The organism is Glycomyces sp. TRM65418, from assembly GCF_019710475.1.
Taxonomy (GTDB): domain Bacteria; phylum Actinomycetota; class Actinomycetes; order Mycobacteriales; family Micromonosporaceae; genus Glycomyces.
Window position 1 is genome coordinate 438,703 of record NZ_JAJFAX010000003.1, and the last position, 25,657, is coordinate 464,359.

The window sequence follows — 25,657 nt, forward strand, 5'->3', positions numbered from 1 at the left end:
CCGCGCGGTTAGACCAGCGTTGTCGGGCATCACCCCCCTTTGGAGGAGCCGATGCCCCCGCTCGACCGCGCCCGCACCGACCCGTACCGGCTCTACCTCGCCATGCGGGTCGGCCTGTCGTTCATGGTCGGCATGGCGTTCACGACCTCGGTGGTCTACCGGATCGAGGAGGGAGGCCTGGACCCGTTCCAGCTGCTGATGATCGGCACCGTCCTCGAGGCGACCTACCTCCTGTTCCAGCTCCCCACCGGCTTCCTGGCCGACCTGGTGAGCCGGCGCGCCTGCGTGGTGGCCGGCTTCGGGGTGTACGCGGGCGGCCTCCTCTGGCAGGGCCTCACCTCCGAGTTCTGGGTCCACCTGGCGGCGCAGGTGCTGCTCGCGCTCGGCGCGGCGCTGTGGAGCGGGGCGCTGGAGTCGTGGGTCGCCGACGAGACCCGCAGGGCCGAGATGACCCCGGTGTACCTGCGGGCCACGCAGCTCGGTTTCATCGGCGGCATCACCGGCAGCCTGCTGAGCGGCGTGCTCGCGAGCGTCGCGCTCAATCTGCCGATGCTCGTCGGCGGGGCCCTGATGGCGCTCGGCACGGTCGCGCTCGCGCTCATGATGCCCGAGCGGCACTTCCAGCGTCCTGCCAAGGACGGCCGCGTCACGACCGTCCTCCGGCAGGCCCGCACCGAGGCCGGTGTGCAGGTGCGCGCCTCGCGCCGCGCCGCGCGCGTCGTCCCCGGGCTCGTGCTGCTGCTGGGGATGACCTTCGCGTTCGGGCTGTGGAGCGAGAGCTACGACCGGCTCTCGGGGGCGTTCCTGCTGGAGGAGATCGGCTTCCCCGAGACGTTCGGGCTCGAACCGGCCATGTGGTTCGCGCTGATCTCCTGCGTGGTGGCGCTGGCCGGGATCGGGCTCACCGAATGGGCCGGCCGGCGCACCGCCAGGCTCGGGTCGGGCGGCATCATCGGCATGCTGGCGGGATTCACCGTGGTGTCCCTGGTCGGCGTGATCGGCTACAGCCTCTCCGGCGCGTTCTGGGTCGCGATCGGGTTCCTGCTGCTGCTCTCGGCCGCGCGGCCGCTGTACGAGCCGCTGGTCAACGGCTGGCTGGTGGTCCGGGTCGAGCCGAAGGTGCGGGCGACCGCGCTCTCGGCCCGGGACATGTTCGACAGCGGAGGCCAGATCGTCGGCGGCCCGGTCATCGGCGCGGTCGGCAGCGCCTTCTCCCTCCGGGCGGCGCTGCTGACCGGCGCGGCCGTGCTCGTGCCCGCGATCCTGTTCCTGTTCGGCATGGAGCGCAAGGCGAAGACCGCCGACCGAGACGAGCCGAGGAACGAACCGATCACGGCCGGCGACCGCGGCTAGTGCCGCGGTCGCCGGCCGCGGGCGGTCAGAAGTCGAAGTCGTCGATGTTCTCGGCGTTGAAGCGGGTCGGCGGGCCGAGGGTGACCACGCCGTCGGCGCCCACGGTGTACTCGCCGAGGTCGCCCGCGGTGAAGACCTCGCCTTCGGCGCCGGTGATGATGCCCGACGCGGCGGCGGCCCCGGTGTAGGCGGCGAGCTCGCCGAGGGCGGTGGGGTCCCAGAGCGCGAACTCGGTGACGGTGCCGTCCTTCACGAACTCCCGCATCTGGTTCGGCGTGCCCAGGCCCGTGAGCGCCACCTGGCCCTGGTACTCGGAGCCCGAGAGGTACCGCGCGGCGGCGGCGATGCCCACGGTGGTGGGCGAGACGATGGCGCGCAGGTCCGGGTGGGCCTGCAGGAGGCCCTGCGTCTCGGAGAAGGACTTCTCGTCCTCGTCGTCGCCGTAGACCACCTCGACCAGCTCCATGTCCGCATAGGACGGGTTGGACTCCAGTTCGGCCCGCATCACGTCGATCCAGGCGTTCTGGTTGGTGGCGTTGGCCGTCGCCGAGAGCACCGCGATCTCGCCGGTGCCGTCGATCTGCTCGGCGGTCATCTCCAGCAGCGCCAGGCCGACCTCGGCGCTGTCGACCTGGCTGACGAACAGGTCCCGGCAGGCCGGGTCCACGTCCGAGTCGAAGGTGACGACGACGGACCCGCCGCTGCGGGCCTGGTCGAGCGAGGAGCACAGGGCGTTGGGGTCGTTGGCGGACAGGAGGATCACGTCCGTGGCCTGCTGGCTCAGCGTGTCGATGTAGCTGACCTGGGAGGAGGCCGAGGCGTCGGAGGGGCCGGTGAACTCGTACTCCCCTCCGAGCTCGGCGGCCACCGTTTCGGCCCCGGTGCTGGAGGCCTCGAAGTAGGGGTTGTTCACCTGCTTCGGGAGCATCGCGAACGACAGGCCGGTCCGGTACTCGGCGTCGGGGTTCGCGGTGCCGCCGGTGCCGGTGGGCCCGTCGCCTTCGTCGTCGCCTCGGGTGGTGCCGCCGCAGGCGCTCGCGGCGATGAGGACACCGGCGAGGAGCGAGGCGGTGATGGAGAGCAGTCGCTTGCGGGACATCGGGTTTCCTTCCTAGAGGGATGCGGCGGCACGGCGCCGTCGGGACCGCAGGGCGTCGCCCGCGGCGGTGAGGAGGTTCGGGGCCAGGACCGCGGCGATGAGGAGCGCGCCGGTGACGACGGTGAGCGTCTCGGTCGAGACGTGCGCGAGGCGCAGCGCGTTCTGGAGCGCGGTCAGCAGGACCACGGCGGCGAGGACGCCCGGCAGGCGGCCTTTGCCGCCGAAGATCGAGACGCCGCCGAGCAGGACCACCGCCACGACGGTGAGTTCGAGGCCGTACGCGTTGTCGGCGCGGGCCGAGGAGTAGCGCAGGGTCCAGAAGACGCCGACGAGTCCGGCCATCGCCCCGGAGGCGACGTACAGCCAGCACTTCAAGCGCCCCACCGCGATCCCCGAGTAGGCGGCGGCCACCGGGTTGGCCCCGGCCGCGTAGACGGCGCGGCCGATCGGAGTGCAGTGCAGGACGAGCCCGACGACCAGCGCCAGCGCGATCAGCGGGACGACGATGTTGGGGACGCCCGTGTCGCCGATCGTGCCGAGGGTCCAGCCGGTGAAGTCGCGCGGCCAGTCGGCGACGGCCGTGTCGCCGAGGACGACGTACGCGAGCCCTCGGTAGAGGGCGAGGGTGCCGATGGTGACGGCGAGGGACGGGAGGCCGAAGCCGGTGATGAAGAGGCCGTTGACCGCGCCGAGGAGGGCCCCGAGGAGCACGGTGAGCGGCATGATCGTCTCCAGGGCGATGCCGTGGTTCCACATCCAGCCCATGGCGGCCCCGGTGAGTCCGACGGTGCTGGCGACGGAGAGGTCGATCTCGCCGGTGGCGACGATGAGGGTCATGACGAGGGCGAGCAGGAGGACGGGGGCGAGGTCGACGATGATGTGCCCGGCGTTGCGGGCGGTTCCGAAGTGCTCGACGGTCGACGCGGCGACGACGAGGAAGAGCGCGGTGGCGGCGATGATCACCGCGTCCCAGGAGGCGAAGCGCCGCAGGGCGCTCCACAATGGCGCTGCATCGGCCGGTGCTCTATCCGACATGGGAGCCCTTCTTTCGCAGGGCGCGCGCGGCGCGCAGGGCGACGAGGCGGTCGAGGGCGATCGCGGCGAGGATGAGCGCGCCGACGATGGCCTGCTGCCAGAACGGCGGGATGCTGAGCACCGGCAGCGCGTTGTCGATGACGGTGAGCAGGAGGGCGCCGAGCGCGGCGCCGAGGACGGTGCCGGAGCCGCCGAAGATGGCGACGCCGCCGACGACGACGGCCGCGACGATGTCGAGTTCCATGCCGTACCCGGCTGAGGCGTCGACGGTGCCGAAGCGGGCCGCGTAGAGGACGCCGCCGAGCCCGGCGAGCGTGCCGCTGAGGGCGTAGGCGGTCATGAGGCGCCTGCCGGCGGGGATCCCGGCGAGCGCGGCGGCCTCCGGGTTGGAGCCGAGGGCGTACAGGTCGCGGCCGGACCGGTAGTCGCGCAGGAAGAGCGCGACGACCGCCAGGACGGCGGCGGCGATGAGGAAGAGGTAGGGGACGCCGAGGAGGGTCCCGTTGCCGAAGTCGAGGAAGCCGCCGGGCAGGTCGGAGGCGTTGACGCGGGAGCCTCCGGCGGTGAAGTAGACGATCCCCCGGAAGACGTAGAGCGTGCCGAGGGTGGCGACGAGCGGGGGGACCTTGCCGAAGTGGACGATCGCGCCGTTCGCCGCGCCGCAGGCGAGGCCGACGAGGAGTCCGATGAGGACGGCGAGGGGGACGGGGACGCCGCCGCTCATGGCGTCGGCGGTCAGGTAGGCCGCGAGGCCGAGCGTGGAGCCGACCGAGAGGTCGATGCCGCGGGTGAGGACCACGGTGGTCATGCCGCAGGCGAGGAGCACGGTCACCGCCGCGGCGAACAGCAGGTCGCGGACCGACTGGCCGGACAGGAACCGGGCGTTCACGGACGCGGTCGCGCCGACGAGGACCGCGAGCGCGAGCAGCAGTCCGAGGGCGCGGAATCGCAGGACCAGGTCGAGGACGGTGGACCCGGTCGGGGTGCGGGTCGGGGCGGGGATGGTCATTTACCGGGCCTCCGCGGTCTGTCCGGTGGCGAGGCGCATGACGGCCTCCTCGGTGGCGTCGGCGCGCGGGAGTTCGCCGGCGAGGCGGCCCTCGCGCATGACGAGGGTCCGGTCGGCCATGCCGAGCACTTCGAGGAGCTCGGAGGAGACCATGAGGACGGCGACGCCGTCGGCGGCGAGGTCGGACAGGAGCCGGTGGACTTCGGCCTTGGTGGCGACGTCGATGCCGCGGGTGGGCTCGTCGACGATGAGCAGCCGCGGGCCGGTGGCGAGCCACTTGGCGAGGACGATCTTCTGCTGGTTGCCGCCCGAGAGGGTGGCGACGGGGTCGGTGAGGCGCCCGTACTTGGCCTGGAGCCTCCCGGTCCATTCGGCGGCCTCGCGCTGCTCGGCCGCGCCGGTGAGGAAGCCGAAGCGCGCCAGGCGGCCCCGCCGGACGAGGGTGGCGTTGCGCATGACCGAGAGGTCGAGGAGGAGCCCTTGCTGGCGGCGGTCTTCGGGGACGAGGGCGACCCCGGCGCGCATGGCGGCCCGGGGGTTGCCCGAGGGCAGGTCGCGGCCGAGGACGCGGACGCGTCCGGCCTCGCGCGGGGCGACGCCGAAGACGGCCTGGACGACCTCGCTGCGGCCGGCGCCGACGAGTCCGGCGAGGGCGACGATCTCCCCGGCGCGGACCTGGAAGGACACGTCGCGGCAGCGTTCGGCGCTGGCGAGGCCTTCGACGTCGAGGACGACCTCGCCCGGGGCGGCCTCGCCCCGGGGGAACATCGCCGCGAGTTCGCGGCCGACCATGCGGCGGATCAGCTCGTCCACGGTCACCTCCCCCATGGGGTCGGTGGAGACGTGCGCGCCGTCGCGCATGACGGTGACGCGCTGACACAGGGCCTCGACCTCGTCGAAGCGGTGGGAGATGAACAGGATCGCGGTGCCCTTGGCGCGCAGGGCGCGCACGACGTCGAAGAGGCGTTCGACCTCGCGGGAGGTGAGGGCGGCGGTGGGCTCGTCCATGACGAGGACGCGGGCGTCGAGCGAGATGGCCTTGGCGATCTCGACGAGCTGCTGGTCGGCGATCGAGAGGCCCTTGGCGGGCCGGTCGGGTTCGAGGAGGACGCCGAGGCGCTCGAACAGCGCCGTCGCGTCGCGGTCCATGGCGGCCCGGTCGATCCGGCCGAGTCGGCCGCGCGGCTGGCGGCCGATGAAGAGGTTCTCGGCGACGGTGAGGTCGCCGAAGAGCGCGGGCTCCTGGTAGATGACGGCGATCCCGGCGGCGATGGCCGCCGAGGGGTCGTGGAGGTCGACGGGCTCGCCGTCGATCTCGATCGCTCCGGCGTCGGGCCGGTAGAGCCCGGCGAGGATCTTGATCAGGGTGGACTTGCCGGCCCCGTTCTCCCCCACGAGCGCGTGGGCCTCGCCGGCGTGGAGTTCCAGCCCGGCGCCGCGCAGGGCGCGCACCGCCCCGAAGGACTTCTCGACGTCCCGCAGCGCGACGACGGGGACCGCTTCGCTCATGACCACCCCCGCCTAATGAATCGTTTCAATGTATCGATGCAATAGAACCATACAAACCGATGCCCTTCGCGGTCAAGCCCTCCCGCGCCGCGCGTTCCGGTGGCAAGATCGTGGTGCACCCGATCGGCTCCCACGAAAGGCCATGTCGATGGAATACACCAAGCTCGGCTCATCGGGACTGAAGGTCAGCCGCATCGCGTTGGGCTGCATGAGCTTCGCGACGCCGAGCGAGCGCTCGCCGTGGACCCTCGGGGACGAGGACGCCGAGCCGCTCTTCCGGCAGGCGCTCGACGCGGGCATCACGTTCTGGGACACCGCCAACGTCTACGGCCGCGGTTCATCGGAGGAGATCACCGGCCGCGCGCTCAAGAAGCTCGCCCGGCGCGACGACGTCGTCCTGGCGACGAAGGTCTTCTCCCCCATGCACGAGGGTCCGGGCGGGTCCGGTCTCTCGCGCAAGGCGATCATGGAGCAGATCGACGCCTCGCTGAAGCGACTCGGCACCGACTATGTGGACCTGTACCAGATCCACCGGTTCGACCCCGAGACGCCCGTGGAGGAGACGATGGAGGCCCTCCACGACGTCGTGAAGGCCGGCAAGGCCCGCTACATCGGCGCCTCGTCCATGTGGGCGTGGCGGTTCGCCTCCATGCAGCACGCCGCCGAACTCGGCGGCTGGACCCGGTTCATCTCCATGCAGGACCAGTACAGCCTCATCCAGCGCGAAGAGGAGCGCGAGATGTTCGGGCTCCTGGCCGACCAGGGCGTCGGTTCGATCCCGTGGAGCCCGCTCGGCGGGGGCGTCCTCGCCCGGCCCTGGGGCGACCGGAGCACCGTCCGCTCGAAGAACGGGCCGGCCGTGGACCGTCAAGGCCGCCCGGTGGTCCAGAACAGCGACAAGGCCACCGTGGACTCGGTCGCGCGGATCGCCGCCGAGCGCGGCGTCGCCATGGCGACGATCGCGATGGCCTGGGTGCTGCGGAACCCGGTCGTGGACGCCCCGATCGTCGGCGCCACCAAGCCGCACCACCTCACCGACGCGGTCGCCGCCCTGGACGTCGAGCTCACCGACGAGGAGGTCACCTCCTTGGAGCAGTCGTACACGCCGCGGGAGCCGACCTTCTTCTGAGGCCGGGCGCGTTGCCTCCGCTAGGGGGCGGGTTCGAGGAGGGCGGCGTAGAGGGTCAGGCCGGGACCGAACGCCAGGGCCACGATCGGTCCGGTCGGCGGGCCGGCGTCCAGCAGCTCGCGGAGCACGAGCAGCACCGTCGCCGACGAGCAGTTGCCGTGCTCGGCGAGGACCTGCCGCGAGGCCGCCAGCGCGGTCGGTCCGAGGCCCAGGCTCTCCTCGACGGCTTCGAGGATGCGCGGGCCGCCGGGGTGGACGGCCCAGCCGTGGACGTCGGTCAGGTCGTGGCCGTGCCGCCCCAGCAGGTCCTTGACCACGGGCCCGACCTGCGCGGCGAGCGCGTCGGGCACTTCCGGGGAGAGCCCCATGCGGAAGCCGAGATCGGTGATGTCCCAGGTCATGTCGCCGCTGCGGCCGGTGTCGGTCCGGGAGGCGACGTCGACCACGCGCATCCGCGGCGCGCGGTCGTCGGGGCGCAGGACGAGCGCGGCGGCCGCATCGCCGAACAGGGCGTGGGTGACCATCTGCTCGGGGTCGATCGAGGCCGGCTGGAGGTGCAGCGAGGTGAGTTCGAGGCACAGCAGCACGGCCGGCCGGTTGCGGGCGACGACGTAGTCGGCGAGCGAGGCGAGGGTCGGCAGGGCCGCGTGGCAGCCGGTGTGGCCGACGAAGAGCCGCCGGGCGTCCGGGCGCAGCGGCAGGGACTTCGCGAGCGCGATGTCCAGTCCGGGTGTGCCGTAACCGGTGCAGGAGGCGACGGCGAGCAGGCCGATGTCCTCGGCGTCGGTGTCGGCGGCGGCCAGGGCGTCCCGGACCGCCGCGAGGGCCAGCGGCGGGGCGTGGACGCCGTACCGCCGCATGCGCTCCCCTGTGGACCATTCGGCGACCGTTCTGAGGTCGTCGAGGCCGAGGGCCGAGTGGCGGGCGCGCACGTTCGTCGTCGTGAAGATCCGCTGGGCGACCCTGCTGCGGGAGAAGTGCCACCGGAAGACCTCGTCCCAGAGTTCGTCCTGGGTGTAGGCGGGCGGCATGGCCGAGCCGATCCCGGCGATCGCGGCGTTCACCATCGGGGGACCTCGGCGTCGTGGTCGGGGTCCTCGCCGAGGGCGGCGACGCCGAGCCAGTCGGCGCACACGTCGGAGGTGGCCGGTTGCAGTGCGCCGCAGCGCGCGTCGCGGTAGAGGCGTTCGAGTGGGTGTCCGCGGCGGGAGGCGGAGGCCCCGGCGGCCTCCAGGAGCGAGGAGGCGACCTGGAGGGCCGTGTCGCCGGCGATGAGCTTGGCGCGCCAGACCCAGCGGTTCGTCTCCGGTTCACCGGGCGCGCGGTCGATGCGGGCGGCGGTCTCGGCGACGGCGAGTTCGGCGGCGGCCGCGGCGGCGTCGGCGCGGCCGAGGCGGGCGCGGGCGGACGGGAGGCCGGTGAGCTGGCGCGCGTTCAGATGTTCGGCGGCGGCGTCCACGGCGGCGCGGGCGACGCCCGCGTAGACGGCGGAGTAGGAGGCGACGAGCCATTGGGGCATGGCCTCGGCGATCATGAGGGTCAGTCCCTCGACGCCGCCGAGGAGGGCGTCGGCGTCCACTTCGACGTCGAAGTGGACGTCGTGGCTGCCGGTGGCCCGCATGCCGAGCGAGTCCCAGGTCTCCTCGACGCGGATGCCGTCTCCGGTGGGGACGAGGAAGTAGGAGACCTGCGGGTCCTCGGCTTCGGCGTCGCGTGCGGTCACGAGGTAGGCGTCGACGTGGCCCGAGCCGGAGACGAAGGCCTTGCTGCCGGTGATCCGGTAGCCGCCCTCGGTGCGGCGGTAGGCCGTGGAGGTCTGCGAGAGCCGGGAGCCGCTGCCGCGCTCGCTCATGGCGACGCCGTAGAGCGCGCCCGCGGCGGCCGCGGCCAGCGCCTTGTCGCGCGCCTCGAAGGAGCTCGCGGGGGCGCCCAGGAGCTTGACGAGGTCGTCGGGGGTCTGCGCGAGCGCGCCGGTGACCGAGGCGTGCATGTTGAAGATCAAGGCCGTGGAGCCCGCGCCGCGGGCCAGTGCGGTGGCGACCCTGGCGTATTCGGCGAACGAGGCGCCGAAGCCGCCCAGGCGCCGGGGCACCATCAGTCCGAAGAGGCCCGAGGCTCGCAGGTCTGCGAAGTCCGCTTCCGGGAACCGTCCCCGTTCGTCGTGCGCCGCGGCGCGTTCGGCGAATCTCGGGGCGAGTTCGCGGGCCAGGGCGAGGGCGCGCGCGCCGTCGCTCGGGCCGTCCGCCGGGGGCTCACTGGTCGTCACAGGCGCACGCTCCTCCGATGCCGGGCCGGTCCGGCGTCGCGCCGGGCGGGTCTGCTCACCAGTGTCCACGGAACCGGGGTCGCGGACAACCCCCGCGCGCCTCACCCGAGCGCGAGGCCACTGTGGAGCAACAGGGCCACGTCGATGAGCGCCACCAGCATCACCGCGCGGAACGCCACCCGGGAGCGGGGACGGCGGTCGAGGACGAGCCCGGCGACCAGGATCACTGCCGAGAGTGGCACGGCCGCGAGGGCGAGCGCCGCGGGCGCGCCGCTCGGACCGAACACCACCAGGGCCGAGGCGGCCAGGACCAGCGTGGCGGCGATGAACCGGCTCGGCCACGGCCCCAGGCGGTGCGGCAGGCCGCGGACGCCGGTGGCGTCGTCGTCGTCGAGGTCGGGCAGGACGTTGACGAAGTGCGCCGCGCTGCCGAGGGCCGCGGCGGCCGCCAGGAGCCACAGCGGCGGGAACGGCGATGCGGGCGTGCCGAGGAAGAGGAACGCGGGCAGCAGCCCGAACGACACCGCGAACGGCGCCACGGAGTACGCGGTGGCCTTGACGCCGAGGTCGTAGGCCCAGGCCGAGGCGAGCGCGGCGAGGTGCGCGGCCGCACCGAGCGGGGCGGACCACAGCGAGAGGACCACCGCGGCGACGGCGGCGGCGACGAAGGCCCGCCGGACGGCCCTGGGGGTGACCTCGCCGGTCGCGAGGGGCTTGGTGCGGCGGCCCACTTGGGCGTCCCGTGGCGCGTCGACGAGATCGTTGAGCCATCCGACGGACAGCTGGCCGGCGAACACCGCCGCGACCGCGACGAGGCCCGACCCGAACGACCGGTCCGCGCCGATCGCCAGCCCGGCGGCGAGGGCCGTGACGGCAAGGGCGGGAAGCGGATGCGAGGCCCGCACCATGGCCCAACCCGCCGACAAGAGACTCACGGCCGCCAGTGTGCCATCCTGGCGGGGTGAGCGGAAGCCCCTTGAGGCCCAACGATCCGGCCATGTACGACCGGCTCGCCGGGGAATGGTGGCGTCCGCGCGGGGTGTTCGCGATGCTGCACTGGCTCGCCGCGGCCCGCGCCCGGCTCGTGCCGGCGGCGACGCGCGAGGGCGCGGTGCTGGTCGACCTCGGCTGCGGGGCGGGGCTCCTGGCGCCGCACCTGGCGGGCAAGGGCTACCGGCATGTCGGCGTGGACCTCTCGGCCGAGGCGCTGCGGCAGGCCGCCGGTCACGGGGTCCTCGGCGTCCGAGCGGACGTGGCGGCCGTGCCGCTGGCGGACGGCTGCGCGGACGTGGTCGTGGCGGGTGAGATCCTCGAACACGTCCCGGATCTCCCCCGCGCGGTCGCCGAGGCCTGCCGCCTGCTGCGGCCCGGGGGCCTGCTCGTGATCGACACGCTGGCGGCGACGGCGCTGTGCCGGCGGCTCGCCATCGACGTGGCCGAACGGATCCCGCGGATCGCCCACAGGGGTGTGCACGACCCCGCGCTCCTCGTGGACCGGGCGGTGCTCGTCGAGGAATGCGCGCGCCACGGCGTGCCGCTGACGCTCAGGGGCATCCGGCCCTCGTTGACGGACTTCGCGTCCTGGCTCTTGCGGCGCCGCGGCGACGTTCGGATGCTTCCGGTCCGGACGACGGCGGTCCTTTTCCAGGCTTGGGGCCGCAGGGAATCCTGAAATTCCGTTGCCGCGGTCGTCTTCGATCGGCAGGCTTCGGGGATGGACTCGCACACCTTCGCCTGGCTCGGCGCGCCGATCGACGCCCGCCCGCTCTTCGCGCCCGAGCACGCCGCGCTCATGGGCACGCTGCGCGCCCTGACGCCCGCCGACTGGGAGCGGGAGGCGGTGCCCGGCTGGACGGTGCGCGACGTCGCCGCGCACGTCCTGGGCGACTGCTACGGGCGGCTCGGCAGCCGGGACGCGCACCGTGCGGGGCCCGCCTTCGCGCCGGGCGAGACCCTGGAGGCGTTCGTCCACCGGATCAACCGCGCGTGGGTGGACGCGTTCGCGCGGGTGAGCCCGCCCGCGCTCACCGACACCCTCGACCTGATCGGCGGTCAGACCGCCCGGTTCCTCGCCTCCGTCGATCCCCGCGCCACGGCCGTGGGCGTGTCCTGGGCCGGGGTCGACCCGGCGCCGATGTGGCTGGACGCCGCGCGCGAGCTCACCGAGTACTGGACGCACCGGCAGCAGATCCGCCACGCCGTCGGCCAGGGCACCGACACCGATCCGCGGTGCCTCGCCGTCGTCCTGGACACGTTCATGCGGGCCCTGCCGCACACGTTGCGCGAGGTCGCCGCGCCGGCCGGGACGCAGGTGCGGATGCGGATCGACGGTCCGGCCGGCGGCGTCTGGACCGCCACGGCCACCGGGGAGCGCTGGTCCCTCGCCGAACCGGACGGCGGGACACCGGAAGCCGGCGTGGACCTGGACGTCGAAACCGCGTGGCGCCTGTGCACGCGCGCCGTCCAGCCGGAGGCCGCCCTGGTCCGGGCCCGCGTCGACGGCGACCGGGCCTTGGCCGAGGCCGCCTGCCGCATCGTGTCGATCGTCTACTGACCGGGCGGGAGACCTTCGCGGCCCCAACGGTGAAATCGGCCGAGGAAGCGCTCCCAGCCGCGGTGCGCCAAAGATAGACCACTATGGACAATTACCGACGGGTACGAGCTGGGCTTCGATCGCGGTGTGGGATGGGTGTTGCGTCGGTCTCATCGAAGTGATTATATTTGTTCGGACGTACCCACAAATCAACTCGCGGCCTCCGCCCTTCGCACACCGGCCTCGGCGAAGTCAGCGCGCCGCGAGTGAACCGAGCACCGCAACCCTCCAAGAAAGGCATCGCCATGGGCGACACCTCAAGCGGACCCTCGTTCCGTCTCCAGCGCCGGACCCTCTTCCAGGTCGGTGCGGCCTCCACGGTCGCGGCCTCCCTCGCCGGCTGCGCCGCGCTCGAGGAAGGACCCGAAGGCACCGCCGCCGGCTCCGACGAGCTCGCCGACCTGCTCCCCACGTACACGCCCTACGAGGGCGGCGTCGAGCCCGACCTCCCCGGCCAGCCCGACGGCACCGTCTCCCCCGGCTACCTCTCGCGTCCGGCCGAGCCGGTCCAGGCCGTCACCGAGCCGCCCATGACCACCGGCGAGGAGATCACCGCGATCACTCCCCTGTGGAACCCCGCCCCGCCCGGCCTGCCCGACAACTCGTACTTCACGGCGGTGAACGAGGCCCTCGGCGGCACCGTCAGGTTCAACATCGCCGACGGCAACAACTACCTCGACAAGATCACCACCACGCTCGCCAGCGGCGACGTCCCGGACATGTTCCAGATCCCGGGCTGGGAGATCATCAAGCTCTCCGACTTCAGCGAGGCCGCCAACGAGCTGTTCGCCGACCTCTCGCCGTACCTCGCAGGCGACAAGGCCGCCGAGTACCCGCTCCTGGCGAGCTACCCGACCGCGGCGTGGGCCATGGGCGTCTTCGGCGGCACGCTCCTCGGCATCCCCTGGGAGCGGGCGCCGTACACGAACACGATGTTCGCCCGCCAGGACATCCTCGACGAGCTGGGCCTGGAGCAGCCGACCGACCTCGAGGAGCTCCTGGCGATCGCCGAGGAGGTGAACGACCCGTCGAAGAACCGCTGGGCGTTCGCCAGCATCGACCAGACCGTCCAGGAGGCGATGGGCGTGCCCACGCTGTGGCAGGTCGACGGCGGGAAGCTCGTCCACAAATTCGAGACCGAGGCGTTCGCCGCCGCGATCGAGTTCACCCGGCAGGTCTTCGACAAGGGCCTGGTCCACCCCGACTACGTCGCGGACCGCTTCACCAACGCCAAGGAGATCATCGGCTCCGGCCAGGCGGTGTTCTACGAGGACGGCCTGGGCGCCTGGCACGAGATGCTCGGGACCTACCGCGACGTGCCCGGCTTCGACCTCCAGGCCGTGAACCCGATGTCCCGCGAGCCCGGCGGCACGCCCACCATCTGGCGCGACGACCCGGCCGGCATGTTCACCTTCATCCGGAAGGACCTCCCCGAGGAGCGGATCAAGGAGTGCCTGCGGGTCGCCAACTGGTGCTCGGCCCCCTTCGGCACCAAGGAATGGGACCTGGTGTGGGACGGCGTCGAAGGCGTCCACTTCACCGTCGACGCCGAGGGCGTGCCCCAGCGCACCGACCTCGGCCAGGCCGAGGTCGCCAACACCTACCTGTTCCTCTCCGGCCGGCCGAACGCGAACTTCAAGTTCCAGTACCCGGGCCTGGTCGAGGCCCAGCACGCCTGGGAGACGAACGCCGCGCCGTTCCTCGACGACCACCCGTTCCAGGGCCTGCGCGTCGAGATGCCCTCCGACCTGGCCGCCGAGAACGAGGCGATGGCCGACGCCCACCACGAGATCTACCGCGGCCAGCGCGACGTGGCGGCGTGGACCCAGCTCGTCGACGACTGGCGCGCCAAGGTCGGCGACGACGCCCGCGAGTACTACACCGGCGTCGCCGAGGACAACGACCGGCTGTGAGCACTCCGACGATGACGTCCCCGGTCGCCGAGACCGGGGGCGGTCCTGCAGCGTCCCGGAAGGCGAAGCGGAAGCCCAAGGCGCACTGGCGGGCCCGGCTGCGGCGGGACTGGCCGCTGCTGCTCATGGCCGCGCCGATGATGCTCCTGGTGTGGGGGTTCTGGTGGATCCCCTCGCTGGGCAACGTGATCGCGTTCCAGGACTACAAGCCGTACACGGGCGGGATCTTCGGTTCGCGGCTGGTCGGGTTCACGCATTTCCAGGTCCTGTTCGCGGACCCGGAGTTCATGCGGGCGCTGATCAACACGCTGTCGATCACCGCGTTCCAGCTGGTGTTCTACTTCCCGGTGCCGATCGCGCTCGCGCTGCTGCTGCATTCGCTGGCGTCGGAGCGGCTGCGGTCGATGCTCCAGAGCGTGGTGTACCTGCCGTACTTCTTCTCCTGGGTGCTCGTGATCGCGATCTTCCAGCAGATGCTCGGCGGCGCGGGGCTCCTCAGCCAGGTGTTGCGCAGCAACGGGTTCGAAGGCGTGGACTGGATGACCGATCCGGACACGTTCATCCTCCTGGTGACCTCGCAGGCGATCTGGAAGGAGGCCGGGTTCGGGGCGATCATCTTCCTCGCGGCGCTGGCCGCGATCGACCCGAACCAGTACGAGGCGGCCGCGGTGGACGGGGCCGGGCGGTGGCGGCGGCTGTGGCACATCACGCTGCCGGGGATCCGGCCGGTGATCGTGCTGCTGCTGATCCTGCGCCTGGGCGACGCGCTCAACGTCGGGTTCGAGCAGTTCTTCCTGCAGCGCAGCGCGGTCGGCTCGCAGGCGTCGGAGGTCTTCGACACGTTCGTGTACTACAGCGGCATCCGCACCGGCGACTTCGACTACGGGGCCGCGGCGGGGCTGTTCAAGGGCGTGGTCGGCCTCGTGCTCATCCTGGCCGCCAACAAGGCCGCCCACATGCTGGGCGAGCGGGGGGTGTACTCCAAGTCATGAAACCTGTGCAACGTGCCGCGTGGGAGGAAAGGCCGACGATCGCGGGGAGGGCCGCCAAGGGCGTGAGCATCGCGGTGATCGCGCTGCTGATCCTGTTCCCGCTCTATACGATCGCGTTGACGAGCCTGTCGAGCGCCGAGACGGTGAACCGCGTCGGCGGGCTCGTGGTCTGGCCGGGCGACGGGATCACGTTCGAGGCGTACGAGCAGATGTTCCGCAACAAGGTGGTGCTCAGGTCGCTGGCGGTGTCGCTGGGGATCACGGCGGTCGGGACGTTCATCAGCGTGGTCGTCTCGATCCTGGGCGCGTACTCGCTGTCGCGGCCGGGTTCGTTCGGGCACAAGACGGTGCTGTTCTCGGTGCTGCTGATGTTCGTGATCTTCCCCGGCCTGATCCCGGTGTACCTGTGGGTGAGCGCGATCGGCCTGCGGGACAACTATCTGTCGATCATCCTGCCGATGGCCGTGTCGGCGTTCAACGTGGTGGTGCTGCGGGCGTTCTTCATGAGCATCCCGCAGGAGCTGTTCGACTCGGCCCGGATCGACGGGGCCGGGGAGTTCCGGGTGCTGTGGCAGATCGTCGCGCCGCTGTCGAAGGCGGTGATCGCCGTGGTCACGCTGTTCTACGCGGTCGCGTACTGGAACAACTGGTTCAACGCGTTCCTGTACCTCGACGACACGGCGAAGTGGCCGCTGGCGCTGGTGCTGCGGACGTACGTGGTGGAGTCGGCGCCGCTGCCGCAGGCGGCGGGGCTGCACAACGCCCCGCCGACGCTGGCGGTGAAGATGGCGATCGTGATGATCGCGATCGTCCCGGCGCTCATCATCTACCCGTTCGTGCAGAAGCACTTCAAGAAGGGCGTCATCATCGGCGCGGTCAAGGGCTGAGCCGCGCCCCGGACCGCACGCCCCGCGAAGGAGCGTGCGGTCCGGCGTGTCAGGCCCGGTCGGGGAAGAGCTCGGCGATGAGGCCTTCGACGCGGGTCTTGATCTCGTCGCGGATGGGCCGGACGGCCTCGACGCCCTGCCCGGCGGGGTCGTCGAGCTTCCAGTCGAGGTAGCGCTTCCCGGGGAAGACCGGGCAGGCGTCGCCGCAGCCCATGGTGATGCACACGTCGGAGGCCTCGACGGCGTCGTAGGTGAGGATCTTCGGCTGCTGGTCGGCGATGTCGACGCCGACTTCCTTCATGGCCTCGACCGCGGCGGGGTTGACGCTCTCGGCCGGGGCCGATCCGGCGGAGCGGACCTCGACGCGGTCGCCGGCGAGGTGGGTCAGCCACCCCGCGGCCATCTGGGAGCGTCCGGCGTTGTGGACGCAGACGAAGAGGACGGACGGCTTGTCGGACATGACGGGTTCCTTTGCGTTCAGGCGGCGAGCGGGGACGGGCGGAAGAACCGGCGCGCCCAGAGGCTGACGTAGACGAGGCCGACGAGGACCGGGACCTCGATGAGCGGGCCCACCACGCCGGCGAGGGCCTGGCCGGAGGCCGCGCCGAAGGTCGCGATGGCGACGGCGATGGCGAGTTCGAAGTTGTTGCCCGCGGCGGTGAACGCGAGCGTGGTCGTGCGTTCGTAGCCCAGGCCGACGGCCTTGCCGAAGGCGAAGGACCCGGCCCACATGAGGGCGAAGTACACCAGCAGCGGGAGCGCGATGCGGACGACGTCCATGGGCCGGCCGAGGATCGCCTCGCCTTGGAGGGCGAAGAGCACCACGATCGTGAAGAGCAGGCCGTAGAGCGCGAACGGGCCGATCTTCGGCAGGAACCGCGACTCGTACCAGTCGCGGCCCTTGCGGCGCTCGCCGATGCGGCGGGTCAGATAGCCCGCGGCGAGCGGCACGCCGAGGAACACGGCGACGTTGAGGGCGATCTCCCAGCCGGAGACGTCCAGGCCCGTCGCGTCGAGTCCGAGCCAGCGCGGGAGGGCGTCGAGGTAGAGCCAGCCGAGGGCGCCGAAGGCGATGACCTGGAAGACGGAGTTCAACGCGACGAGCACGGCGGCGGCTTCGCGGTCGCCGCAGGCGAGGTCGTTCCAGATGATGACCATGGCGATGCAGCGGGCGAGGCCGACGATGATCAGGCCGGTGCGGAAGGCCGGGAGGTCGGGCAGGAAGATCCACGCGAGGGCGAACATGAGCGCGGGCCCGATGAGCCAGTTCAACACGATCGAGGAGACCAGGAGCCGCTTGTCGGCCGTCACCGAGTCGAGCTTGTCGTAGCGGACCTTCGCCAGGACCGGGTACATCATGATCAGGAGTCCGGCCGCGATGGGCAGCGAGACGCCGCCGATCTGGATCGCGTTGAGCGCCTCGCCGACACTGGGGATCCACCGGCCGAGGGCGATCCCGGCGAGCATGGCGGCGCCGATCCACACCGGCAGGTACTTGTCGAGGGTGGAGAGGCGCCCGCCCGCGGCGGTCGCTTCGGCGGTGGCGCTCACGCGGGGGCCTCCTGCGGGACGGCGAGCACGGTGGAGAGCAGCGCGAGCGCTTCGGGGCGGATCCGGTAGTAGACCCAGGTGCCGCGGCGCTCGGCGGTGACGAGGCCGGTCTCCTTGAGGACCTTGAGGTGGTGGGAGATGGTCGGGGCGGTGAGGTCGAACGCGTCGGTCAGGTCGCAGACGCAGACCTCGCCGCCCGCGTGGGAGGCGATGAGCGAGAGCAGCCGCAGCCGCACGGGGTCGCCGAGGGCTTTGAACGAGGGGGCGAGCCGGTCGGCCTGGGAGGCGCTGAGCGGCTCGGTCACGAGCGGGACGCGGCAGTCGTCCAAGTCGCCGAGGCTCGCGATGCGAACGGGTTGCTTCGACATGCGTCTAGTTTGACTGATGTCTATTCAGTGGGCAAGGCGGGCCCCTGTCGCGAGGGACACAGGCCGCTGCGGGCCCGCATCGGCGCGGGGGAGGGCTCGTGGCCCTCCCCCGCGGCCATGGGAGGTCAGCCGCAGCAGCCGGACTGCACCTGGGGCGGCTCGACGCGTTCGCCCGCGCGGCCGTGGAGGACGCCGGTCGCCAGGCCGCGGGCCGGGGCTTCGACGGCCGCCGACGAGCCGCAGCAGTCGGCGGCCTCCTCGGCGTCGGCGATCGAGGTGGCGTCGAGGGCCGGGCTCGAGGAGCAGACGCCGGTCTCGGGCAGTGCCAGTCGGACCTGGTCGGCGGCCTCGCGGTCCCCTGCCAGCGCGGCGGCGATCGAGCGGACCTGCTCGTACCCGGTGGCGAGCAGGAACGTGGGGGCGCGGCCGTAGCTCTTGACGCCGACGATGTAGAAGCCCTCGTCGGGGTGGGCGAGGTCGGCTTCCCCGTGGGGCGGGACGGTGCCGCAGGAGTGGAAGTTCGGGTCGATGAGCGGGGCGAGCCTCGCCGGCGCCTCCACGGCGGCGTCGAGGTCGAGGCGGACTTCCCGCAGGAGCTCCAGGTCGGGCCGGAACCCGGTGGCGGCGGCGACGTTGTCGACGTCGAAGCGGGCGGCCAGGGCGCCGCTCGTGCCGGCGACGGTCACCGATCCGTCGGCGGCCGTTTCGAAGGCGTGGATCGCGAAGTCGGTGACGAGTTTGATCGCCCCCGATTCCACGAGGACCCGCAGCCGGGTGCCGATCGAGCCGCGGGCCGGGAGCGCGTCGGCCGACCCGCCGCCGTAGACCTTCGCCGCCGAGCGGCCGCGGATCGCCCAGGCGACCTCGGTGCCGGGGGCGGTCTCGGCGAGTTCGGCCAGCGCGATGAGGGTGTTGGCGGCGGAGTGGCCCGCGCCGACGACGAGCGTGCGCCGCCCGGCGAAGCGGGCGCGGTCGGCGCCCAGGACGTCCGGGAGGGGGCCGACCTGCCACGGGGCGTCCGCGGTCTCCCCGGGGGCGGGCAGGCCGTGGGCCCCGAGGGGGTTGGGTCGGTCCCAGACGCCGGAGGCGTCGATCACGGCGTCGGCGACCACATCGGACGAGGTGCCGTCCGCGTTCACGGTGCGCACCAGGTAGGGGCGGCCTTCGCGGTCGATGGTGCGGGTCTTGTCCGCGTCCAGGCGGGTCACGCCGGTGACGCGGGCGCCGTAGCGGATATGCGGAGCGAGGGCCGCGGCCAGGGGTTCGAGGTAGTGGGCGAGGAGTTCGCCGCCCGTGGGCAGGTCGTCGGGGTCGGGTTCGCTCCAGCCGGCGCCCTCGAGGAGGCGGCGGGCGGCGGGGTCGATGTCGAACCGCCACGGGGAGAACAGGCGGACGTGCCCCCACCGGCCGATCGCGGCCCCGGCCGCGGGTCCGGCTTCGAGGACGACCGGAGTGATGCCGCGTTCGAGCAGGTGCGCGGCGGCGGCCAGGCCGACCGGCCCGGCGCCGATGACGGCGCAGGTCTGGACGAGGCGGGTGGGATTGGACATGGTGACCTCCTTGCGGGGATCGCGCGGCTCGCGATCACAACAGTTGCGAATATTGATACCAGCGAACACTGATGATAGCAAGGCCCGTGGTTTACTTGTTCCATGAGCCGCTTGATCGAGATCGAACTGACGGACGTCTCCGCGGAGCCGGACGAGCACCTCGTCCAACGCGCCCGCGACCTGGCGCCCCAGTTCAAGGCCCTCGCCGACGAGAACCGCTTGGCCATCGTCATGCTGCTGTCCGAGCGCGCCCGCACCGTGCGCGAACTCACCGAGGCCACCGGCCTCGCCCAGACGCTCGTCTCCCACCACCTCGCGCCCTTGCGCGAACTCGGCCTGGTGACCGTGACACCGAAGGGCCGCAGCAACGTCTACGCCCTGTGCTGCGACGCGTTCAGTGCCCCCATGCGCGCGCTCGCAGGACTGTCGACGCCGCCTTCGTCCGAGCGCGACCGCTGAAGCGCGCATGACGGGGCCCCCGCGTCACGATGACGCGGGGGCCGGTTTCGCGGTCGTCAGGCGGCCAGTTCGGGGAGGGCGATGGTGTGCCCGGTGCGGCGGACCTTCGCGCTGAGGTAGCGGGCGTTGTCGTCGGTGGCGAACACGCCGGTGGGGACGGTGCCCGCCACGTCAGCGCCGAGAGCGCGCAGCTGCGCGGCCTTGTCGGGGTTGTTCGTCAGCAGCTCGAAGGGGCCGACGCCGAGTGCTTGGAGCATCTGGGCGGCGGCGGTGTAGTCGCGGCCGTCCTCGGGCAGGCCGAGGGCGGCGTTGGCCTCGTAGGTGTCGAGGCCGTCGTCTTGGAGGGCGTAGGCGTCGAGCTTGTTGTACAGGCCGATGCCGCGGCCTTCCTGCCGGAGGTAGAGGAGGACGCCGCCGCGCTCGCCGATGCGTTCGACGGCCTCGCGCAGCTGGGGACCGCAGTCGCAGCGGGCCGATCCGAAGACGTCGCCGGTGAGGCATTCGGAGTGCAGCCGCACCAGCGGCATCGCGCCCGGGGCGGGCTCGCCCAGCACGAGCGCGAGGTGCTCGGCGCCGTCGGCGAGGCCCTTGAAGGTCACCGCTTCCGCGGCGGTCTCGCGGCCGTGCTCGCCGGGGAAGCGCAGGGGGATGGTGACGCGGGTCCGGATCGCGGCGGTCGCTGGAGCGGTGTCCATGTCGTCTCCGATGCTCTGATGCACACACCACGGTTCAAATTTGAACCGCTGTGATCAAGGTACAGTTGAGTTCAAATTTGAACAAGGGAGTACGCTGGAGGCATGGGTCACACACGGTGGTTGAGCGAGGACGAGATGCGGGCGTGGCTGGCGTTCATGCCGGCGGCGACGCTGGTGGGGCGCGAACTCGACCGGCAGCTCAAGGAGGACACGGGCCTCTCCCACCTGCAGTACGAGATCCTCATCCACCTCGACGAGGCCCGGCAGGGCGCGATGCGGATGACCGAGCTGGCCGAGCGGCTCGTCAACTCCAAGAGCGGCCTGACCTACCAGATCGGGCAGATGGAGAAGGCCGGGCTCGTCACGCGCCGCCAGTGCGAGTGGAGCAAGAGCGGCGTCCTCGCCGAGATCACCCCCGAGGGTCGCGCCATGCTCGAACGGGCCGCGCCCGGACACGTCGACAAGGTCCGCGAGATCCTCATCGACGTGCTCACCCCCGAGGAGCGCCGCGCGATCGCCGAAGGCCTCGGCCGGGTCCGCGACCGCATCATCGAGCGCAACGACGGCGAGGCCTGCTGGTAGCGGAAGTCCCCACTGAGGCGACCGCGCCCCAAGGGACGCAACGGGACGAAATCCACGAACTTCGGGACCCCTAGGGAACCAATACTTTTCGTACAATCTCAGGTGGAAGCGAACATCCGGACCGCGTATCGACGGTCCGGTCCCCGTCGACTGGAAGGAACTCCAGTTTGCAGACCTCCACCCGCCGTCTCGCCGCCGTCGCCGCGGCGCTCCTCGCCACCACCCTCCTCGCCGCGACCCCCGCGGCCGCCGCCGGCCCGCCCCACCGGGGCATCGACTGGCAGCCCTGTCCCGACGCCGAAGCGGGCGATCCGGTCGAGTGCGCCACCATCACCGTTCCGCTCGACTACGACCGTCCGCGGGGCGAGAAGATCGAGATCGGCCTCGCCCGCAGGCAGGCCGCGAACCCCCACGAGAAGATCGGCACGATCCTCATGGACCCCGGCGGCCCCGGCGGCTCCGGGGTCGCGAGCATCGTCTTCGGCGGCAACCCGCTGAGCGGCGAGGCCGCCGAACGGTTCGACATCGTCGGCTTCGACCCGCGCGGCGTCAACACCAGCACGCAGGTCCTCTGCAGCGAGGACGCGCTCGTGCCGGTCGCGCTCGCGGGCATCCCCCACGACGAGGCGTCCTTCGAGGCCCTCGAAGCCGCCAACGCCGGCCTCACCGAGGACTGCCGCGAGCGCACCGGGAAGCTGTTCGACCACGTCAGCAACCTGGAGACCGTCGAGGACATGGAGCGCATCCGGCGCGCCCTCGGCGAGGGGAGGCTCAACTTCCTGGGCTACTCCTACGGCACCCTCATGGGCCAGCAGTACGCCGAGCAGTACCCGCGGAAGATCCGCACCATGGTGCTGGACGGCAACATGGACCACAGCCTGGAGTCCACATGGGACTTCATGAGCTCGGAGACGGCGCCCGTGGAGGAGAACTTCCTCGCGTTCGCCGACTGGTGCGCGTCCGCATCCGAGTGCGCGCTCCACGGCGAAGACGTCGCGACCGTCCACGCCGAGCTCAAGGCCATGGCCCGGTCCGGCGGCCTGATCGACCCGTACAGCGGCGACCCGCTGGACTTCTACGGCCTGACCGAGGGCTACACCTTCGGCGCGAACTACCCGCAGTACTGGCCGACCCTCGCCGAGGAATACGCCGCCATGCTCGCGGGCGAGACGCTCCCGGGCGTGTCCGCGCTCCAGGAGGCCGCGCTCTTGGAGTACCTGTACTACCCGGCCTGGTGCCAGGACTGGGGCTGGGAGATCGAGGACTACGACGAGTTCGCCGCGCTCACCGGCAAACTCGCCGAGGAGTACCCGAACGTGGAGTGGACGCCGTACAACACGCACGCGCTCGCCTGCGTCGGCTCCGGGATCGAGCACACCAACGGGCGCGAGGAACTGGACATCGACCACGCGCCGCCGATCGTCTTCATCGGCAACGAGCACGACCCGGCCACGGTCTACGAGTGGACCCTGACCGCCGCCGAGCAGGCCGATGGCCACCTCATCACGTACGAGGGCTACAGCCACACCGTCTACGGCGGCTGGTCGGCGTGCGTCGACGACGCGGTGAACGCCTACTTCGTCGACCGCACCGTGCCGGAGGAGGGCCTGCGATGCCCGAACCTGGACTTCCCGGGAGGGTTCGGCGCGCTCGGCGACCAGCGGGCGCCGGGAACGGTCGGTCCTTACTAGACGCCTGCAGCGATGTGGCGGCCGGGCGCGAGCCCGGCCGCCTCCGCGTCCACAGCGGACATCCTAGCAGTCACGCGTCCTGGAGGTCGATGACGACCTTGACGTCGCCCCGCTGCCCCTGGAAGGCCTCCTTGAAGCGGCGCAACGGCACACGCCGGGTGATGATGCGCCGCAGCCAGTCGCGGTCGGCCGCCGCGAGGTACCGCGCCGCCTGCGCGTAGTGGTCCAGGTTGGCGTTGACCGTCCCGAAGACCACGTCGTTCTCCAGCACGAGGTCCCGGTTCACCTCCCCGGCGTCGACGCCCACCTTCCTGCCGGAGGAGGACACCCCGGTCAGGCACGTGATCCCGAACGACGAGGTCGCCCCGATCGCGTCGAACACGAGCGAAGGAGCGCCCGTGGCCTCGATGACGATGTCCGGCTCGGCCTTCGCGACCGCGGCCTCCATGCTCTCGTGGTGGTAGGCCACGCCGAGGTCGGCCGCGAGCTTCGGCTTCGGCCCGTCCTCGTTGTGGTCGTAGACGTGGACGTCGAGGCCGCGCTGCGCCCCGACGAGGGCCGCGAGCAGGCCGATCGGGCCCGCACCGGTGACCAGGACCGACCGCGGCTCGAACCAGGCGCGCCCGCCGATCCGGTCGATCTGCTCCCAGGCCTTGGCGAGGACGCTCATCGGCTCCAGGAGCACGCCCACTTCGGACAGCGCGGGGTCGATCTTGACGGCGTACCCGGCCTCCACGGTCCACACCTCGCTGCCGTAGCCGTCGAGCTGCTTGATGCCGCGCTCGACGTAACCGCCGTTGCGGCACGAGTCGAACTCGCCGTGCGCGCACGCGCCGCACGGCACCGGATCGGGGCGGCGCACCACGCCGACCACGAGGTCGCCGGGCGCGAAGCCGCTGCCCTCGGGCGCGGTCCGCACGCGGCCGAGCGACTCGTGGCCGAGCACCAGCCGGTCGGAACCGGGCGGCGCCCACCCGTACTCCCCCGCGATCAGGTCCTTGTCGGTGCCGCACACGCCGAGCGCGAGCCCGTCGACGAGCAGCTCGCCCGCTGCCGGCGTCGGCTCCTCGGTCTCGACGAGTTCCAGGGACCGCTTCCGGCCCGGTGCGATGGTCAACGCGCGCATGGCTGCTCATTCCTCCTCTTGGGACGGTTCTTCCGGTTCGACGGCGTGCGGCTCCGCGGCCCGGTGCGCGCCGCTGAGATGCCGCGCGGCGTTCACCAGACCCACATGGCTGTACGCCTGCGGGGTGTTGCCCAGATGGCGGCCCGTGGCCATGTCCAGCTCCTCGCTGAGCAGGCCGAGGTCGTTGCGCACCCCCAGCAGCCGCTCGAACAGCTCCCGGGCCTCGCGCTCGCGCCCGATCCCGTGCAGGGCCTCCACCAGCCAGAACGTGCAGGCGAGGAAGACGCCCTCCTCACCGGGGAGTCCGTCGACGCCGCCGTCGGACTCCATGTCGTACCGCAAGAGGAACCCGTCGCGGGACAGCTCGCGCTGCACCGCCTCGACGGTGCCGACCACCCGCTGGTCGCCCCACGGCAGGAAGCCGACCTGAGGGATCAGCAGCAGCGCGGCGTCCAGGCCCTTGGAGCCGTAGAACTGGGTGAAGGTGCCGCGGTCGGGGTCGAAGCCGCGCTCGCACACCTGCGCGTGGATCCGGTCGCGCAGCTCGCGCCACCGCGCCACGGGCCCGTCGAGCCCGTAGCGCTCGACGGCCTGGACGGCCCGGTCGAACCCGGCCCAGGCCATGACCTTCGAGTGCACGAAGTGGCGGCGCTCGCCCCGGACCTCCCAGAGGCTGTCGTCGGGCTCGTTCCAATGCTCTTCGAGGAAGCGCAGCAGGGCCTTCTGCAGCTCCCAGGCGTTCTGGTTCGCCTCCAGGTCGGCGTCGCGGGCGAGATGCAGCGCGTCGAGGGTCTCGCCCCACACGTCGAGCTGGAACTGCCCGGTCGCGGCGTTGCCGATGCGCACCGGGGTCGAGCCCTCGTATCCGGGGAGCCAGTCGAGTTCGAGCTCGGGAAGCCAGTGGCGGCCGTCGAGGCCGTACATGATCTGGAGCTCCGCCGGGTCGCCCGCGGCGGCGCGCAGCAGCCACTGCCGCCACACGTCGGCCTCCTCGATGAAGCCGGTGCCGAGCAGCGCCTGGAGGACGAACCCGGCGTCGCGCAGCCAGCAGAACCGGTAGTCCCAGTTGCGGACCCCGCCGATGTCCTCCGGCAGCGAGGTCGTCGCGGCGGCCGCGATCCCCCCGGTCGGGTCGTACGTGAGGGCCTTCAGGGTCAGCAGGGAGCGCCGCACGGCCTCGTCCCACTCCCCTTCGTAGCGCAGGCGGCCCATCCACTCGGTCCAGAACGCCTCGGTGTGCTCGAGCGCCCACATCGGGTCGGGCGGCTCCGGACGATCCTCATGGGACAGCTGATGGATGAGCACGAACGACACCCGCTCCCCCGCGCCCACCGTGAACTCCGCGCGGGCGGTCGCGCGCTCGACCTCGAGCGGCACGTCGGCGTTGAGCCAGGCCGCGTCGGGTCCCGCGATCGCGGAGAGGTGCCCGTCGTGGCAGCGGATCCACGGCTCGACCCGGCCGTAGCCGAACCGCAGGCGCATCATCGTGCGCATCGGGACCCGTCCGCTGAGGCCCTCCACCACCCGCACCAGGTCGGCGGCCCCGTCCCGCGGCGGCATCGCGTCGGTGACCCGCACGCTGCCTTCGGGCGTGTCCCACTCGGTCTCCAGGACGAGCGTGTCGCCGCGGTAGCGGCGGCGCGTGCAGCGCCCGCCGGAGGCCGGCCCCAACTGCCAGCAGCCGTGCTCCTCGTCGCCGAGCAGGGCCGCGAAGCAGGCGGGCGAGTCGAACCGCGGCAGGCACAGCCAGTCGATCGATCCGTCCGCGCCGACCAGCGCAGCCGTGTGCAGGTCCCCGAGCAATCCGTAATCCTCGATCCGCGAGGCCACGCGCCCACCTCCCTCATGTT

General features: G+C 72.0%; 24 protein-coding genes. 10 read left to right on the top strand and 14 right to left on the bottom strand.

Annotated elements, in window-relative coordinates; all coding sequences use genetic code 11:
• The first annotated feature begins 51 nt into the window (after positions 1–51).
• On the top strand, positions 52–1,353 hold the full coding sequence (locus K3N28_RS10050) for an MFS transporter (RefSeq protein ID WP_228092364.1): 1,302 nt from the start codon (positions 52–54) through the stop codon (positions 1,351–1,353).
• A 25-nt stretch (positions 1,354–1,378) separates the two neighbouring features.
• Here the strand turns inward: K3N28_RS10050 and rhaS are convergent, their stop codons facing one another.
• Genes rhaS through K3N28_RS10070 form a run of 4 tightly spaced genes read right to left on the bottom strand, consistent with a single transcriptional unit; the run spans position 1,379 to position 6,005 of the window.
• Positions 1,379–2,452, bottom strand: coding sequence for a rhamnose ABC transporter substrate-binding protein (gene rhaS / locus K3N28_RS10055; protein WP_228092365.1), 1,074 nt, complete (start codon positions 2,450–2,452; stop codon positions 1,379–1,381).
• A gap of 12 nt (positions 2,453–2,464) precedes the next feature.
• A complete protein-coding gene (locus K3N28_RS10060) occupies positions 2,465–3,487 on the bottom strand; it encodes an ABC transporter permease (protein ID WP_228092366.1) in 1,023 nt (340 codons plus the stop codon).
• Positions 3,477–4,496, bottom strand: coding sequence for an ABC transporter permease (locus K3N28_RS10065; RefSeq protein WP_228092367.1), 1,020 nt, complete (start codon positions 4,494–4,496; stop codon positions 3,477–3,479). The genes K3N28_RS10060 and K3N28_RS10065 overlap by 11 nt, the downstream gene beginning before the upstream one ends.
• Positions 4,497–6,005, bottom strand: coding sequence for a sugar ABC transporter ATP-binding protein (locus K3N28_RS10070; RefSeq protein ID WP_228092368.1), 1,509 nt, complete (start codon positions 6,003–6,005; stop codon positions 4,497–4,499).
• 148 nt (positions 6,006–6,153) lie between these two features.
• On the opposite strand from K3N28_RS10070, the gene K3N28_RS10075 reads away from it, so the two are divergent.
• The gene (locus tag K3N28_RS10075) at positions 6,154–7,134 is read left to right on the top strand and encodes an aldo/keto reductase (protein WP_228092369.1); all 981 of its coding nucleotides are present in this window, start codon (positions 6,154–6,156) and stop codon (positions 7,132–7,134) included.
• A 20-nt stretch (positions 7,135–7,154) separates the two neighbouring features.
• Here K3N28_RS10075 and K3N28_RS10080 read toward each other — a convergent pair whose 3' ends face one another.
• The 3 genes from K3N28_RS10080 to K3N28_RS10090 form a co-directional block, all read right to left on the bottom strand.
• On the bottom strand, positions 7,155–8,201 hold the full coding sequence (locus K3N28_RS10080; RefSeq protein ID WP_228092370.1) for a type III polyketide synthase: 1,047 nt from the start codon (positions 8,199–8,201) through the stop codon (positions 7,155–7,157).
• Positions 8,195–9,400 (bottom strand): acyl-CoA dehydrogenase family protein, encoded by a 1,206-nt coding sequence (locus tag K3N28_RS10085; protein ID WP_228092371.1) that lies wholly within the window; start codon positions 9,398–9,400, stop codon positions 8,195–8,197. The genes K3N28_RS10080 and K3N28_RS10085 overlap by 7 nt, the downstream gene beginning before the upstream one ends.
• A 101-nt stretch (positions 9,401–9,501) precedes the next feature.
• Entirely contained in the window at positions 9,502–10,335 is an 834-nt protein-coding gene (locus tag K3N28_RS10090) for a UbiA family prenyltransferase (RefSeq protein WP_228092372.1), read from the bottom strand.
• A gap of 62 nt (positions 10,336–10,397) precedes the next feature.
• On the opposite strand from K3N28_RS10090, the gene K3N28_RS10095 reads away from it, so the two are divergent.
• The 5 genes from K3N28_RS10095 to K3N28_RS10115 all read left to right on the top strand — a co-directional run bounded on the left by K3N28_RS10095 (position 10,398) and on the right by K3N28_RS10115 (position 15,785).
• Positions 10,398–11,072, top strand: a complete 675-nt coding sequence (locus K3N28_RS10095; RefSeq protein ID WP_228092373.1) for a methyltransferase domain-containing protein — start codon at positions 10,398–10,400, stop codon at positions 11,070–11,072.
• Positions 11,073–11,114: 42 nt separating this feature from the next.
• Positions 11,115–11,954 carry a maleylpyruvate isomerase family mycothiol-dependent enzyme gene (locus K3N28_RS10100; RefSeq protein WP_228092374.1) on the top strand — a complete coding sequence of 280 codons (840 nt, stop codon included), beginning with the start codon at positions 11,115–11,117 and terminating at the stop codon, positions 11,952–11,954.
• Positions 11,955–12,238: 284 nt separating this feature from the next.
• Positions 12,239–13,906 carry an extracellular solute-binding protein gene (locus K3N28_RS10105; protein ID WP_304608707.1) on the top strand — a complete coding sequence of 556 codons (1,668 nt, stop codon included), beginning with the start codon at positions 12,239–12,241 and terminating at the stop codon, positions 13,904–13,906.
• An 11-nt stretch (positions 13,907–13,917) separates the two neighbouring features.
• A complete protein-coding gene (locus K3N28_RS10110; protein ID WP_374209739.1) occupies positions 13,918–14,898 on the top strand; it encodes an ABC transporter permease in 981 nt (326 codons plus the stop codon).
• Positions 14,895–15,785 (top strand): carbohydrate ABC transporter permease, encoded by an 891-nt coding sequence (locus tag K3N28_RS10115; RefSeq protein ID WP_228092377.1) that lies wholly within the window; start codon positions 14,895–14,897, stop codon positions 15,783–15,785. Before K3N28_RS10110 ends, K3N28_RS10115 begins: the two co-directional genes overlap by 4 nt.
• Positions 15,786–15,834: 49 nt before the next feature.
• Here K3N28_RS10115 and K3N28_RS10120 read toward each other — a convergent pair whose 3' ends face one another.
• The 4 genes from K3N28_RS10120 to K3N28_RS10135 form a co-directional block, all read right to left on the bottom strand.
• The gene (locus K3N28_RS10120; RefSeq protein WP_228092378.1) at positions 15,835–16,245 is read right to left on the bottom strand and encodes an arsenate reductase ArsC; all 411 of its coding nucleotides are present in this window, start codon (positions 16,243–16,245) and stop codon (positions 15,835–15,837) included.
• Positions 16,246–16,262: 17 nt separating this feature from the next.
• Positions 16,263–17,336 carry an ACR3 family arsenite efflux transporter gene (gene arsB / locus K3N28_RS10125; RefSeq protein ID WP_228092379.1) on the bottom strand — a complete coding sequence of 358 codons (1,074 nt, stop codon included), beginning with the start codon at positions 17,334–17,336 and terminating at the stop codon, positions 16,263–16,265.
• Positions 17,333–17,704, bottom strand: a complete 372-nt coding sequence (locus K3N28_RS10130) for a helix-turn-helix transcriptional regulator (RefSeq protein WP_228092380.1) — start codon at positions 17,702–17,704, stop codon at positions 17,333–17,335. The genes arsB and K3N28_RS10130 overlap by 4 nt, the downstream gene beginning before the upstream one ends.
• Positions 17,705–17,829: 125 nt before the next feature.
• Positions 17,830–19,254 carry an NAD(P)-binding domain-containing protein gene (locus K3N28_RS10135; RefSeq protein ID WP_228092381.1) on the bottom strand — a complete coding sequence of 475 codons (1,425 nt, stop codon included), beginning with the start codon at positions 19,252–19,254 and terminating at the stop codon, positions 17,830–17,832.
• Between the two features lie 102 nt (positions 19,255–19,356).
• Between K3N28_RS10135 and K3N28_RS10140 the strand changes: the two genes are divergently transcribed.
• Positions 19,357–19,713 carry a helix-turn-helix transcriptional regulator gene (locus K3N28_RS10140; RefSeq protein ID WP_228092382.1) on the top strand — a complete coding sequence of 119 codons (357 nt, stop codon included), beginning with the start codon at positions 19,357–19,359 and terminating at the stop codon, positions 19,711–19,713.
• 56 nt (positions 19,714–19,769) lie between these two features.
• Here the strand turns inward: K3N28_RS10140 and ribA are convergent, their stop codons facing one another.
• Positions 19,770–20,408: a GTP cyclohydrolase II gene (gene ribA, locus K3N28_RS10145; protein WP_228092383.1), complete on the bottom strand. Its 639-nt coding sequence runs from the start codon at positions 20,406–20,408 to the stop codon at positions 19,770–19,772.
• A 102-nt stretch (positions 20,409–20,510) separates the two neighbouring features.
• Here ribA and K3N28_RS10150 point away from each other — a divergent pair, with 102 nt between their 5' ends.
• Positions 20,511–20,990: a MarR family winged helix-turn-helix transcriptional regulator gene (locus K3N28_RS10150; protein WP_228092384.1), complete on the top strand. Its 480-nt coding sequence runs from the start codon at positions 20,511–20,513 to the stop codon at positions 20,988–20,990.
• A gap of 167 nt (positions 20,991–21,157) precedes the next feature.
• Positions 21,158–22,681: an alpha/beta hydrolase gene (locus K3N28_RS10155; protein ID WP_228092385.1), complete on the top strand. Its 1,524-nt coding sequence runs from the start codon at positions 21,158–21,160 to the stop codon at positions 22,679–22,681.
• A 70-nt stretch (positions 22,682–22,751) separates the two neighbouring features.
• On the opposite strand, the gene K3N28_RS10160 is transcribed toward K3N28_RS10155, so the two are convergent.
• Both K3N28_RS10160 and K3N28_RS10165 read right to left on the bottom strand, forming a co-directional pair.
• Positions 22,752–23,807 carry a glucose 1-dehydrogenase gene (locus K3N28_RS10160; RefSeq protein WP_228092386.1) on the bottom strand — a complete coding sequence of 352 codons (1,056 nt, stop codon included), beginning with the start codon at positions 23,805–23,807 and terminating at the stop codon, positions 22,752–22,754.
• A 6-nt stretch (positions 23,808–23,813) separates the two neighbouring features.
• Entirely contained in the window at positions 23,814–25,637 is a 1,824-nt protein-coding gene (locus tag K3N28_RS10165; RefSeq protein ID WP_228092387.1) for a glycoside hydrolase family 15 protein, read from the bottom strand.
• Positions 25,638–25,657 lie beyond the last annotated feature (20 nt).